Source organism: Streptomyces sp. NPDC107654 (assembly GCF_055639035.1).
Genome location: NZ_JBVKBI010000008.1, coordinates 98,767 through 111,423 on the forward strand (window position 1 = coordinate 98,767; position 12,657 = coordinate 111,423).

At 73.8% G+C, this 12,657-nt stretch carries 11 protein-coding genes; 5 read left to right on the top strand and 6 right to left on the bottom strand.

Features of this window, described 5'->3' with window-relative positions; all coding sequences use genetic code 11:
• Window positions 1-11: 11 nt before the first annotated feature.
• The 5 genes from ACZ7N4_RS16580 to ACZ7N4_RS16600 all read right to left on the bottom strand — a co-directional run bounded on the left by ACZ7N4_RS16580 (window position 12) and on the right by ACZ7N4_RS16600 (window position 4,621).
• Complete coding sequence (locus ACZ7N4_RS16580; protein WP_471358976.1) at window positions 12-935, bottom strand: LLM class F420-dependent oxidoreductase; 924 nt, start codon at window positions 933-935, stop codon at window positions 12-14.
• Window positions 936-1,601: 666 nt separating this feature from the next.
• The gene (locus tag ACZ7N4_RS16585) at window positions 1,602-2,087 is read right to left on the bottom strand and encodes a DUF6099 family protein (RefSeq protein ID WP_471358978.1); all 486 of its coding nucleotides are present in this window, start codon (window positions 2,085-2,087) and stop codon (window positions 1,602-1,604) included.
• Window positions 2,088-2,260: 173 nt separating this feature from the next.
• The gene (locus ACZ7N4_RS16590; RefSeq protein ID WP_471358980.1) at window positions 2,261-2,626 is read right to left on the bottom strand and encodes a nucleotide pyrophosphohydrolase; all 366 of its coding nucleotides are present in this window, start codon (window positions 2,624-2,626) and stop codon (window positions 2,261-2,263) included.
• Window positions 2,623-3,819 carry an AAA family ATPase gene (locus tag ACZ7N4_RS16595; protein WP_471358981.1) on the bottom strand — a complete coding sequence of 399 codons (1,197 nt, stop codon included), beginning with the start codon at window positions 3,817-3,819 and terminating at the stop codon, window positions 2,623-2,625. Before ACZ7N4_RS16595 ends, ACZ7N4_RS16590 begins: the two co-directional genes overlap by 4 nt.
• Before the next feature lie 412 nt (window positions 3,820-4,231).
• On the bottom strand, window positions 4,232-4,621 hold the full coding sequence (locus tag ACZ7N4_RS16600; protein ID WP_471358983.1) for a cell division protein SepF: 390 nt from the start codon (window positions 4,619-4,621) through the stop codon (window positions 4,232-4,234).
• A gap of 281 nt (window positions 4,622-4,902) precedes the next feature.
• Here ACZ7N4_RS16600 and ACZ7N4_RS16605 point away from each other — a divergent pair, with 281 nt between their 5' ends.
• The 5 genes from ACZ7N4_RS16605 (at window position 4,903) to meaB (ending at window position 12,147) form a co-directional block, all read left to right on the top strand.
• The gene (locus ACZ7N4_RS16605; RefSeq protein ID WP_471358985.1) at window positions 4,903-6,621 is read left to right on the top strand and encodes a hypothetical protein; all 1,719 of its coding nucleotides are present in this window, start codon (window positions 4,903-4,905) and stop codon (window positions 6,619-6,621) included.
• Window positions 6,622-6,659: 38 nt separating this feature from the next.
• Window positions 6,660-7,040, top strand: a complete 381-nt coding sequence (locus ACZ7N4_RS16610; RefSeq protein ID WP_471359167.1) for a MarR family transcriptional regulator — start codon at window positions 6,660-6,662, stop codon at window positions 7,038-7,040.
• Between the two features lie 113 nt (window positions 7,041-7,153).
• Window positions 7,154-8,962 (top strand): methylmalonyl-CoA mutase family protein, encoded by a 1,809-nt coding sequence (locus ACZ7N4_RS16615; RefSeq protein ID WP_471358987.1) that lies wholly within the window; start codon window positions 7,154-7,156, stop codon window positions 8,960-8,962.
• A complete protein-coding gene (gene scpA, locus ACZ7N4_RS16620) occupies window positions 8,962-11,136 on the top strand; it encodes a methylmalonyl-CoA mutase (protein WP_471358988.1) in 2,175 nt (724 codons plus the stop codon). The genes ACZ7N4_RS16615 and scpA overlap by 1 nt, the downstream gene beginning before the upstream one ends.
• A 6-nt stretch (window positions 11,137-11,142) precedes the next feature.
• Complete coding sequence (gene meaB / locus ACZ7N4_RS16625) at window positions 11,143-12,147, top strand: methylmalonyl Co-A mutase-associated GTPase MeaB (protein WP_471358990.1); 1,005 nt, start codon at window positions 11,143-11,145, stop codon at window positions 12,145-12,147.
• Between the two features lie 54 nt (window positions 12,148-12,201).
• Here meaB and ACZ7N4_RS16630 read toward each other — a convergent pair whose 3' ends face one another.
• Entirely contained in the window at window positions 12,202-12,657 is a 456-nt protein-coding gene (locus tag ACZ7N4_RS16630; RefSeq protein ID WP_471358992.1) for a nuclear transport factor 2 family protein, read from the bottom strand.

Here is a 12,657-nt window from a genome sequence, read left to right on the forward strand (position 1 = left end):
CTGTCGGTCGGTCAGGACAGCTGCGACTGGACCTGGGCCGAGATCAGCTCCAGGTGGTCCAGGTCGCCGAGGTCCAGGATCTGGAGGTAGATCCGCCGGGAGCCGATCTCGGCGTACCGGCCGATCTTGTCGACGACCTCGGCCGGGGAGCCGGCCAGCCCGTTGGCCTTCAGCTCGTCCACCTCACGGCCGATCGCGGCGGCACGGCGGGCCACCTCCCGGTCGTCCTTGCCGACGCAGACGACGAGCGCGTTCGAGTACGTCAGCTCGTCCGCGTCCCGGCCCGCCCGCACCGCGGCGTCCCGGACCCGGCCGAACTGCCGCGCGCTGTCCTCGACCGAGGCGAACGGGATGTTGAACTCGTCGGCGTACCGGGCGGCCAGCCGAGGGGTGCGGGTCGCGCCGTGGCCGCCGATGAGCACCGGGACCTTCTTCTGGGCGGGCTTGGGCAGCGCCGGCGAGTCGGTGAGGTCGTAGTAGGCGCCGTGGAAGTCGAAGGTCTTGCCGACCTCGGTCGCCCACAGGCCGGTGACGATCGCGAGCTGCTCCTCCAGCCGCGCGAACTTCTCCTTCGGGAACGGGATGCCGTACGCCTTGTGCTCCTCCTCGAACCAGCCCGCGCCGAGGCCGAGTTCGACCCGGCCGCCGGACATCTGGTCGACCTGGGCCACCTGGATGGCGAGCACGCCGGGCAGGCGGAAGGTGCCGGCGGTCATCAGGGTGCCGAGACGGATGCGCCGGGTCTCGCGGGCCAGGCCCGCCAGGGTGATCCAGGCGTCCGTGGGGCCGGGCAGCCCGTCCACGCTGCCCATGCGGAGGTAGTGGTCCGAGCGGAAGAAGGCGTCGAAGCCGAGGTCCTCGGTGGCCTTCGCCACGGTGAGCAGGGTGTCGTAGGAAGCCCCCTGCTGGGGCTCGGTGAAGATTCGAAGGTCCATACACCTATCCTGCACGGCGCCGGCCGCGGGCGGCACGACGGTACGGCCCGGCGCGGCCCGCCCGGTCGGGTTGGTCGGGTTGGTCGGGTGAGATGCGTCCATCCCGCGCACGGGCCTCGCCGGGCCGGTGACCGGCCCCGGTGATGATCGTCGGGCCGTCGGAGCCGGGCCGTCCGGCGCCCACGCCGGACGGTGTCCCCGTCGCGCGTCACCGCGCCGGCCCGGCCGGGCCGGGGGCCGAGGAGGCCGCCGTGTCCGAAGAGTCCGTTCCCCGGCAGGGAGCCGCCGCAGGCCGGCCCAAGGGGTTCCGTCCCCACACTCGGACATCAGCCCACCCACCCCCACACTCGGCCGTCGACCCGGCTGGCCCTGCCACTCGGGGCCCTCCCCGGCCGTCCCCACACCCGGACCTCAGCCCGGCCACCCGCACGCTCGTACACCCGGCTGTCCACCACACTCAGGCATCAGCCCCGCCCACCCCACACCCGGCCGGCAACCCGGCTGGCCTGCCGCTCGGATGTCCCCCCGTGCCCCCGCGCACTCGGCCCCTGCCGAGGACGCCCTCGGCAGGCGTCGCGGCTCGGCCGGCCGCTCCGCCTTTCGTTCCGGTCGCCGGTCCCCCTCCCCGACGGCCGGTCCGGGAACCCCCCTCCCCCTCCCCCGCGCTCACACGCCGGAGGGGCTGTCCTGGGCGTCCTCCGGTAACACCTCCTCGCGGGCCGCCAGTTTGCGCAGCATCTCCAGGACGCGGTCGCGGGACTCGTCGGCCGCGTCGATGGCCTCCATGCACTGCCAGTACGTCGTCTCGTCGGCCGCGGCGCTGGCCATGCCGACCAGTGCTATGCCGACCTCGCCGAGCAGGCCGCCGAGGCAGAGCAGGGTCTCCCGGGCGTCGTCCAGCCGGGTGAGCTGGGCGGCGCGCAGGTCGCCGGGGTCGAGTTCGGGCGGGTCCAGGACGCCGCAGCCGCGGCCCGCCAGCTCGGTCAGCCCCAGCGCCTCGCCCCGCAGCTCCGGCGGGCCGGAGACCGCGAGCCGGCTCCCGATCGCCTGCGCCAGGGCCGAGGCCTGCCATACCTCCCCCATCATCTCCGCCGTGTCGGCGCCGCCCGCGAGGGCTCTCCTGCTCGTGAGGATCAGCCGTACCGCATCCATGTGGTGCCCCCGTCCCTCCGCCGCGCCGTCCGCACGACCGCCGGCTGCCTGCACTCGATTGTTCACTACCCAGAGTGAGGGGTGGTGGGACGAAAAGCCAGAGGTAGCCCGAAATCTGTGGACAACAATTCGGATTCGACGGCGAATTCAGACACGGAGAGTAATAACGGAATTCAGGAGTCCGGCTGTTGAACCCCGCCCGCCCCCTCGGCGCCCGGCAGCGGGAACCGCCGTTCGTTGCGGTCGATCTTGGCGGCCAGGGCGGCCAGCGGGTCGATGCCGAGGACCTCGCAGAACTGGAGCAGGTAGGCGAGGACGTCGGCGACCTCGTCCGTGACCCGGTGCGCGGTGCCGGGGTCGTCCATCACCCGGGCGGACTCCTCCGGCGTCAGCCACTGGAAGATCTCGACCAGTTCGGAGGCCTCCACCGAGAGGGCGGCGACGAGGTTCTTGGGGGTGTGGTAGGGCTGCCAGTTCCGCGCGGCGGCGAAGTCGGCCAGCCGGCGCTGGAGTCGGGCCAGGTCGGGGTGTTCCGTCACGGGTCCAGGTGTACCACCGTGACGCCCGGTGTCCCGGCGGCCCACGAGGCGTCCTGCACCGCGGCCACACAGCGGATGTGTCCCCGCTCGCCCATACGCCCGGCCGTCAGCAGCAGCTCCCGGCGCTGACGGGGGTCGAGGCCGCGGTCGAAGCCGTCGGCGAGGACGGTGAGGGTGCGCAGGGCGTCGGGCACCTCCCCCGGGGCGTCCAGGTGCAGCACGCCCGGACCCGTCAGCAACACCAGGGTCAGCGCGAGATAGCGCAGTTCGCCGTCGCCGAGCCGGGCGAGTTCGGTGCGCAAGCCGTCGCCGCGGTCGAGCAGCGCCCGTACCGTGCCGTCGGCCAGCGGCTCGGCGACCAGGTCGGTCACCGGGCCGGCGCAACCCTCGTGCAGCGCCTCGACGAGCTTGCCGTGCCGCCGGGCGCACTCGGCGCGCGTGCGCCACAGGACGTCGGCGAGGTTGTCGCAGCCGGGCAGCAGCCGACCGGAGCCGGTGGGCACGGGGACACGCATGTGCTCGGGGCGGGGGTCGCAGGTGAAGACGGAGCGCAGGGCGACGACCATCTGCTCGGCCGCGGCGAGCACATGGCGCTGGCCGTCCGTCTTGCCGGCCACCCGCAGCGGGAGCAGGGCCGTACCGAGGCGGTCGTCCGGGAGCGGGGCGCGGGTCACCGGGGCGGAGCCCGCGGTGTGCCAGGCGGCCTGGACGGTACGGCGGCCGGGGTCGCGCAGTGCGCTCTCCAGCAGCACGACCCCGCGCGCGGTCAGTCGCTCGCCCACGATCCGCAGCTCCGGTTCGGCCTGTACGGCGAGGTCGAGGCGGACCGGCCCCTCGGCGCCGTCGGCCGTACAACCGATCCGGAAGCCCCGCCGCCGCTCGGCGTCGGGACGGGCGCGCTCCGGCACGCGGGCGGCGGGGTCCGGGAACGCCTCGGCGAGACAGGCTCCGCCGCCGAGCCGGGCCAGCGCCTCGTACGCGGCGAACGCGGTCGTCTTGCCGGATCCGCTGGGCCCCGCGAACACCGTGACGGGCCCGAGCGGGAACGCGGCCCGCCGGTGCCCGGCGAAGGCCGACAGCCGCAACTCGGTGATCCGGGAGCGGATGTCGAGCGGCGGACGGGGCCGCGCGGGGACGGGGGCGACGGACGCGTCGGCCGCCGGCGGCTCAGCGGAGACGGAGGGCACGGCCATACCCGGACCGTAGGCCCGCGCCCGCACGCCGAACCGTTTCACTGCGGGCGCGTTCGCACGATCGGGGGACTCTCGGCACCCCGTGGACCGACGACCGCGCAGGTCCGGCACGGCGAGGCGCCCGGAGGGCCGAAGGAAGCGGAGGTGAGCCCCGGGAGCCGGTGACAGGGGGCGCCGGCCGTGTGTCGGGCTCGCCACTCCAGCCGGGCCCGCTCGGCTCGCGACCGCACCCGACGGCCGCGAGCCGACAGCGACGCCGACCACGCCGGAGCGCGGCCGGCAGCAACGCCCTGGCCCCGCGACGCAGCCGACGGCAAGGCCACCCTCTGCCGGAGCCCGGAAGCGGGGCCGCGTCCGTCGCGCCCCGGGGTCGCCCCGGAGGCGGCCGTAGCCCTTCTCCTGTCGCCCCCCGTCAGCCCCCCGAGATCCCCGCCCCCTCCATCAGGCCGCTGACCTCCGTGCCGGGCGGGGTCAGGAGGAAGACGTTGCGGTCCACGCGGTGCATCCCGCTGCCCAGGCCGAAGACGACGCCGGTGCTGAAGTCGAGGACGCGCTTGGCCACGTCGCCCTCCGCGCTCGACAGGTCGAGGAGGACCGGCACCCCGGCCATCAGGGTCTCGGCGACCTCGCGGGCGTCCGCGAAGACGTTGACGCGCAGCACCACGAACCGGCGCCGTGTCTCGGTCTCGGCGTCGGGCAGCGAGCGGTGGTCCACCGCGGACGGCCAGGCGTCCCGGCCCCGCAGCGGCACGACCTGGGCGAGCCCTTCCCACTGTTCATCGGTGACGTCGTAGCGGCTCACCGGCTCCCCCCGACCTGACTCGCACTCGTTGCCTGCACCAGCCAATTCTTACGCCAAGTCACCCGTTCGGCCCAACAACGACACGGTGTGCGACCGGGGGGGATGGTCCTGCTCGGGATGCTTCCTGTGAAGTATGTCCGCTATTCGGGTGGTTCTTACCAGGCTCATACCTTGCTCTTCACCGGCCTCCGTGCCCCGCTCACCCGTCACCGCTAGCGTCCCGTGCCGTGCACTTGGCAGAAACACAGCAGGTGACACCCGGTCGGCGGACATCGTCGGCGGTGTCCGCCGTCCCGGGGGCCCGCGCGGGGGTCCCGGAGGGGCCCGCGCAGTGGCACCGCGTACTGACGCTCCTCGCCGACGTGAGCCTGTTCATCGGCACGCGATCGGTGTGGACCCAGGCGGTCAGACACCAACTGGTCCTCGCGGGGGTCGTCTCGGTCTGCTACGCCTCGGTCCTGGTGACCGGCGTACTGGCCCTGACCGTCCGCCGGACCCGCTCGCTGGCCCGTCTGGACCTGGTGGTGCTGGCGACCGCGGTCACCCTGACCCTGTGCGCCTGGGCGCTTAACCACACCGGCGGCGACGAGGCGGTCCTCACCAGCCAGGCCGCGCGGGAACTCGTCGCCGGCCACCCGGTGTACGGGCAGCCGTGGCCCTGGCTGTTCCACACCAAGGGCGTCGCGCTGACGGCGACCATGGACGGCGGGTACGACCTCACGTACGGCTATCCCCCGCTGGTCCCGCTGCTCACCGCCCCGCTGCTGTGGCTGGGCCACGGCGGCGCCCCGGCGACGGCGGCGGCGACGGGCGCGCTGGTCGTGGGCACGGTGGTGCTGTGGCGGCTGCTGCCGGTGCCGTGGCGCTCGGCGGCGACGATGGTCTGCCTGGGCTTCGGCTTCCTGCCGATGTACGCCCGGCAGGGCTATCCCGCGATCGTCGGCCTGGCCCTGCTGATGCCGGTGGTGGTGCGCTGGCCCCGGCTCGGCGCGCGGGGCCGGCTCGGTGCCGCCGGGGTCGCGCGGGCCGCGTGCCTGGGCGCCGCGTGTGCCGCCCAGCAACTGCCGTGGTTCGTCACACCGTTCCTGCTGGCCGGGATCTACGCGGTGCGGCGCGGCGAGTTGGGCGGGCGGGCGGCGGCGCGGGTGGTCGCGCGGATCGTGGGGGTCGCGGTACTGACCTGGTCGCTGCTCGACGTGTACTCCGCGGCGGCTTCGCCCGGCGCCTGGGTGCGCGGGATCGCCCTGCCGCTGACCCAGGGCGCGGTGCTGCACGGCCAGGGCCTGATGGGCGTCTCGCTGTACTTCACGCACGGCAGCGACCGGCTGGACTGGTACGGCCACGCGAGCATGCTGCTCGCCGCCGGTCTGCTGGCGGTGTTCGTGCTGTTCGTCCGGCGGCTCGGGCCGGCCGCGACCGTGCTGCCCTGGTGCGCCTTCTACCTGGCGACCCGGTCCCAGGACGGCTACTACCTGATGATGACCCCGCTGTGGCTGGCGGCGGCGGTCACCGCGCCGCTGCCGGAGTTCGCCCACGCCTGGCAGCCGCGTCCCCGCCTGCCCGCCGGCCCGCGCCGCCGGGCGGCCCTGGCCGCGACCGCCGTGGCGCTGGTGACGCCCGCGCTGGTGAGCGCGGTCCTGGCGGCGACGGGGACCCCGCCGCTGCGGATGGACGTCACGGCGGCGCGGCACTCCTCGGCACGGACCCTGACCCGGCTGACCCTGCGGGTCGCCAACACGGGCGGTGTCGCGCTGACCCCGCACTACATGCTCGCCACGGGCCAGGGAATGAGCCGGTACTGGTCGCTGGTGCGCGGCCCCGCCACGGTGCCCGCGCACAGCACGGCCACCGTGGAGCTCCGGCCGCCCTCGGGTGCCTTCACGGTGCCGTCGAAGCGGGGCACCCGGCTGCGGCTGCGCGTCTTCACCGCGAGCCCGCAGACGCTGTCCACCCGGGACGTACGACGGGCGGAGCTGGATCTCAGGCCGCCGCGCGGGTGAAGCGGAGCGCGGCCGTGACGGTGACCGGGCCGCGGATCATGCCGAGCCGGTCCCCGCCCCTGCCGAACCGGTCGCGGTCGACGGTGAACGACGAGTTCCTGATCCTGTGCCTGCCGGCCGAGCAGCCGCGCACCGGACTGCGCATGACGCGGGTCGCCGACCTCCTCGGCCGCCCCAAGACCCGCCCGACCTACCGGATCGCCTGCCTCCGGCGGGCCGGTCCCGTCACCCGCACGTCCGTGTGCGGCGACAAGCGGGGCGTGCAGGTCGCCCTCACCGACAAGGCCCGCGACCTGCTGCGCGAGACCTCCGCCCGGCTCGCCGCCACCGTCCGCCGGGCCCTCGCCGACTCCATGGGCCCCGAGCAGCGCGCGGCCGTGTGCGCCCTCGTACCGGACCGGGAGGACGAGACCCGCTGAGCCTCCGGGCGAGCCCCGGGCAACCGGAGCGGCACAGGTCACAACCGCAAGAAGAGAAACCTCACAGCCTCCGTTCCGCCTGGGCTCCACCGGCCTGCCCTAGCATCCGAGCCATGACGGTCCTGCCTGACGACGGGCTCTCACTGGCCGCCGAGTTCCCTGACGCGACACACGAGCAGTGGCAACGCCTGGTCGAGGGCGTACTGCGCAAGTCCGGCGGGGAACGTAGCGGCGCGGCAGCTGAGGACGCCCTGTCCACGACGCTGGAGGACGGGCTGCGCACCCGGCCCCTGTACACCGCGCGCGACAGCGCGCCCGACCCCGGTCTGCCGGGCTTCGCCCCCTTCGTGCGGGGCGGCCGCCCGGAGGGCTCCCTCGCGAGCGGCTGGGACGTACGGCAGCGGCACACGGCACTCGCCGACGGCACGGACGGCGCCGTGCTCGCCGACCTGGAAAACGGCGGCACCTCGCTCTGGCTGGTGCTGGGCGAGGGCGGCATCCCGCTCTCCGAGCTGGGCCGCGCCCTCGACGGCGTCTACCTCGACCTGGCGCCCGTCGTCCTGGACGCCGGCCGCGACACCGGGCAGGCCGCCGAGGCGCTGCTGCGGCTGTACGCCGAGAGGGGCGTGGCGGCGAAGGACGTGCGCGGCAACCTGGGCGGCGACCCGCTCGGGTACGAGGCCCGCACCGGCACCCCGCTCGACTTCGCGCCGTACGCCGCGCTGGCCGCGCGCTGCGCCGAGGAGTACCCGGGGCTGCGCGCGCTGACCGTGGACGCGCTGCCGTACCACGAGGCGGGCGGCTCGGCCGCGCAGGAGCTGGGCGCCGCGCTGGCCACCGGCGTGGCCTACCTGCGGGAGCTGACGGAGGCGGGGCTGACGGCGGAACAGGCCGCCGGACAACTGGAGTTCCGTTACGCGGCCACCGCCGACCAGTTCCTCACCATCGCCAAGCTGCGGGCGGCCCGCCGGCTGTGGGCCCGGGTCACCGAGGTCTGCGGGGCACCCGGCGCGCAGGTGCAGCACGCGGTGACCTCGCCGGTGATGATGAGCCGCCGCGACCCGTGGGTGAACATGCTCCGCACGACGGTCGCGACGCTCGCCGCGGGGGTGGGCGGAGCCGATGCGGTGACCGTGCTGCCGTTCGACCACGCGCTCGGGCTGCCCGACGCGTTCGCCCGGCGGATCGCCCGCAACACCTCGACCATCCTCATCGAGGAGTCCCACCTGGCCCGGGTCATCGACCCGGCGGGCGGCTCCTGGTACGTCGAGCGGCTGACGGACGAACTCGCCGAGGCCGCCTGGCAGTTCTTCCGGTCCATCGAGCGCGACGGCGGTCAGGCCGCCGTCCTGCGCTCCGGCCGGCTGCGCACCGACCTCGCGACGACCTGGGCGGAGCGCTCCAAGCGGCTCGCCAAGCGGCGCGAACCCATCACCGGGGTCAGCGAGTTCCCCCTGCTGTCCGAGAAGCCGGTCGAGCGCCGGGCGGTGCCCGAGCCGCCGTCCGGCGGACTGCCCCGGGTGCGCCGCGACGAGGCGTACGAGGAGCTGCGCGCCCGGTCCGACGCCCATCTGGCGGCGACCGGCGCCCGGCCCCGGGTCTTCCTCGCCACGCTCGGCTCGGCCGCCGAGTACACCGCCCGCGCGACCTTCGCCGCGAACCTCTTCCAGGCGGGCGGCGTCGAACCGGTCACCGAGGGCACCTTCGAGGAGAGCGGCGCGACCGAGGCCGTGCTGTGCTCCAGCGACGCGCTCTACGCCGAACAGGCCGAGGAGACCGCCGCCGCGCTCAGGGCGGCCGGTGCCCGGCACGTGTTCCTGGCGGGCCGGGGCGACTACTCCGGCATCGACAGTTACGTCTTCGCGGGCTGTGACGCCGTGGACGTCCTGTCCGCGACCCTCGACCGCATGGGAGTGTCCTGATGGGAATCCCCGACTTCTCCGGCATCGAGCTGGGGACCCCGGTCGCCGACGCCACCGACGGCGACTGGCGTGACGCCCTGAAGCGGGCCACCGGGGGCGCCGAGCCGGTGTGGGAGACCCCGGAGGGCATCGGGGTCAAGCCGCTGTACACCGGCCGCGACCTGGAGGGCCTGGACTTCCTGGGCACCTACCCGGGCATCGCGCCGTACCTGCGCGGCCCGTACCCGACGATGTACGTCAACCAGCCCTGGACGATCCGCCAGTACGCGGGCTTCTCCACCGCCGAGGAGTCCAACGCGTTCTACCGGCGCAACCTGGCGGCCGGCCAGAAGGGCCTGTCGGTCGCCTTCGACCTGCCCACCCACCGCGGTTACGACAGCGACCACCCGCGCGTGACCGGTGACGTCGGCATGGCGGGCGTGGCCATCGACTCGATCTACGACATGCGCCAGCTGTTCGACGGCATCCCGCTGGACAGGATGACCGTGTCGATGACGATGAACGGTGCCGTGCTGCCGGTGCTGGCGCTGTACATCGTGGCGGCGGAGGAACAGGGCGTACCGCCCGAGAAGCTGGCCGGAACCATTCAGAACGACATTCTGAAGGAGTTCATGGTCCGCAACACCTACATCTACCCGCCGAAGCCGTCGATGCGGATCATCTCCGACATCTTCGCGTACACCTCGCAGCGGATGCCCCGCTACAACTCCATCTCCATCTCCGGCTACCACATCCAGGAGGCCGGCGCCACGGCCGACCTGGAGCTGGCGTACACCCTCGCGGACGGCGTGGAGTACATCCGGGCGGGCCGGGAGGCGGGCCTGGACGTGGACGCGTTCGCGCCCCGGCTGTCGTTCTTCTGGGCGATCGGCATGAACTTCTTCATGGAGATCGCCAAGCTGCGCGCGGCCCGCCTGCTGTGGGCGAAGCTGGTGAGGCAGTTCGACCCGAAGAACGCCAAGTCCCTGTCGCTGCGCACGCATTCGCAGACCTCCGGCTGGTCGCTGACCGCGCAGGACGTCTTCAACAACGTCACGCGCACCTGTGTCGAGGCGATGGCGGCGACCCAGGGCCACACCCAGTCGCTGCACACCAACGCCCTGGACGAGGCCCTGGCGCTGCCGACCGACTTCTCGGCGCGCATCGCCCGCAACACCCAGCTGCTCATCCAGCAGGAGTCGGGCACCACCCGGGTCATCGACCCCTGGGGCGGCAGCGCGTACGTGGAGCGGCTGACGTACGACCTCGCCCGCAAGGCCTGGGCGCACATCCAGGAGGTGGAGCAGGCGGGCGGCATGGCGCAGGCCATCGACGCCGGCATCCCCAAGCTGCGCGTGGAGGAGGCCGCGGCGCGCACCCAGGCGCGCATCGACTCCGGCCGGCAGCCGGTGATCGGCGTGAACAAGTACCGGGTGGAGAGCGACGAGGCGATCGAGGTCCTCAAGGTCGACAACTCCTCCGTACGCGCCCAGCAGATCGAGAAGCTGCGGCGGCTGCGCGAGGAGCGGGACGAGACCGCGTGCCGGGACGCGCTGGACGCGCTGACCCGGGCCGCCGACGGCGACGGCAACCTGCTGGAGCTGGCCGTGCGCGCGGCCCGCGCCAAGGCGACCGTCGGCGAGATCTCCGACGCCCTGGAGAAGGTGTACGGGCGGCACGCGAGCCAGATCCGTACGATTTCCGGCGTGTACCGCAACGAAGCAGGCCAGTCCCCGTCCGTGGACCGCACCCGCGCCCTGGTGGACGCGTTCGAGGAGGCCGAGGGGCGCCGGCCGCGCATCCTGGTCGCGAAGATGGGCCAGGACGGCCACGACCGCGGCCAGAAGGTGATCGCGACCGCCTTCGCCGACCTCGGCTTCGACGTCGACGTCGGCCCGCTGTTCCAGACGCCGGAGGAGGTCGCCCGGCAGGCGGTCGAGGCGGACGTGCACGTGGTCGGGGTGTCCTCGCTGGCCGCCGGTCACCTCACGCTCGTCCCGGCGCTGCGCGAGAAGCTCGCCGAGGAGGGCCGCGAGGACATCATGATCGTGGTCGGCGGTGTCATCCCGCCGCAGGACGTGCCGACGCTGCGGGAGATGGGCGCGGCGGAGGTGTTCCTGCCGGGGACGGTGATCCCGGACGCGGCGTACGACCTGGTGCGGCGCCTGTCGGCCGACCTCGGCCACGACCTGTAGCCCCGCATGGCAGCGATCGATCTCGACACGTATGTGAAGGGTGTGCTGGACGGGAAGCGGGCCCTGGTGGCCCGCGCCATCACACTCGTCGAGTCCACCCGGCCGCAGCACCGGGCGCTGGCGCAGCAGTTGCTCACCGAGCTGCTGCCGCACAGCGGCCGGGCGCGGCGGATCGGCATCAGCGGGGTGCCCGGTGTCGGCAAGTCGACGTTCATCGACGCGTTCGGCACGATGCTGACCTCGCTGGGCCACCGGGTGGCGGTCCTCGCCGTCGACCCCTCCTCCACCCGCACGGGCGGCTCCATCCTGGGCGACAAGACCCGGATGGAGCGCCTGGCGGTCGACCCCGCCGCCTTCGTCCGCCCCTCCCCCAGCGCGGGCACGCTGGGCGGGGTCGCGAAGGCCACCCGGGAGTCGATGGTGGTGATGGAGGCGGCCGGCTACGACGTGGTCCTCGTGGAGACCGTCGGCGTCGGCCAGTCGGAGACGACGGTCGCCGAGATGGTCGACTCCTTCCTGCTGCTCACCCTGGCCCGCACCGGAGACCAGCTCCAGGGCATCAAGAAGGGCGTGCTGGAGCTGGCCGACGTGATCGCCGTCAACAAGGCGGACGGTCCGCACGAGCGCGACGCCCGCGCCGCCGCCCGCGAACTGGCGGGCGCGCTGCGCCTGATGCACGGCAAGGACGCGTTCTGGACCCCGCCGGTGCTGCACTGCAGCGCCCGCGAGTCGACCGGCCTCGACACGGTCTGGGAGCGTCTGGAACACCACCGCACGCTGCTCGACTCCACCGGCCGGCTCGCCACCAAGCGCCGTGACCAGCAGGTCGGCTGGACCTGGGCGATGGTCCGCGACGAACTCCTCGGCCGCCTGCACTCCGACCCCGCGGTCCGCGCCACCGCCCCGGACCTCGAACAGCGGGTCAGGGACGGCCGCCTGACGGCGACGCTGGCGGCGGAACGGATCCTGGCGGCGTTCGAGGGCGGTACGTCCACCTCGCCCGAAGCCTGAGCACGCAACCGGCCCGCCCCGTCGGGGGACGCGGCGGGCCGGTGCCGTCGTGGCTCAGACGTACCGGCGTTCGCCCTCGCCGTCCAGCGGGGACCACCACTGGTCGTAGTGGGTCGAGCCGTCGCCGAAGAAGCCGGCGCGGCCCTCGACGATGCGGCCGTTCTCCCAGCGGAAGACCTGGATGCCGTCGGCGTCCAGGACGTCGTAGGGGGAGGTGCTGCCGTCCGGGGCGCCGGGGCGGACCGCGTGGACCCTGACCACGTCCATGCACTCGTTGCCGCTGATCATGGAGGTGACGAGCTCCACCTCGAACTTCCCGCCCGCCGCGTCCGTCAGCGCGCGCCGGAAGGCGAGGAGGGCGTCGAGGCCGATGTGCCAGCCCGCCTGGGCGTGGCGGCCGGGGACCGAGAAGCGGACGTCCTCCGACCAGTACTTGGCGGCCTCCTCCCGGTCCAGGGAGACGAGGGCGACGTACGCCTTCTCGACCAGTTCGGGGGTGATCTCGGTCAT

Coding starts and splice junctions, on each gene's coding strand:
- ACZ7N4_RS16580 (WP_471358976.1), bottom strand. CDS start 935: ATGGACCTTCGAATCTTCACCGAGCCCCAGCAGGGGGCTTCCTACGAC.
- ACZ7N4_RS16585 (WP_471358978.1), bottom strand. CDS start 2,087: ATGGATGCGGTACGGCTGATCCTCACGAGCAGGAGAGCCCTCGCGGGC.
- ACZ7N4_RS16595 (WP_471358981.1), bottom strand. CDS start 3,819: ATGGCCGTGCCCTCCGTCTCCGCTGAGCCGCCGGCGGCCGACGCGTCC.
- ACZ7N4_RS16610 (WP_471359167.1), top strand. CDS start 6,660: ATGCCGAGCCGGTCCCCGCCCCTGCCGAACCGGTCGCGGTCGACGGTG.
- ACZ7N4_RS16615 (WP_471358987.1), top strand. CDS start 7,154: ATGACGGTCCTGCCTGACGACGGGCTCTCACTGGCCGCCGAGTTCCCT.
- scpA (WP_471358988.1), top strand. CDS start 8,962: ATGGGAATCCCCGACTTCTCCGGCATCGAGCTGGGGACCCCGGTCGCC.
- meaB (WP_471358990.1), top strand. CDS start 11,143: ATGGCAGCGATCGATCTCGACACGTATGTGAAGGGTGTGCTGGACGGG.
- ACZ7N4_RS16630 (WP_471358992.1), bottom strand. CDS start 12,657: ATGACCGAGATCACCCCCGAACTGGTCGAGAAGGCGTACGTCGCCCTC.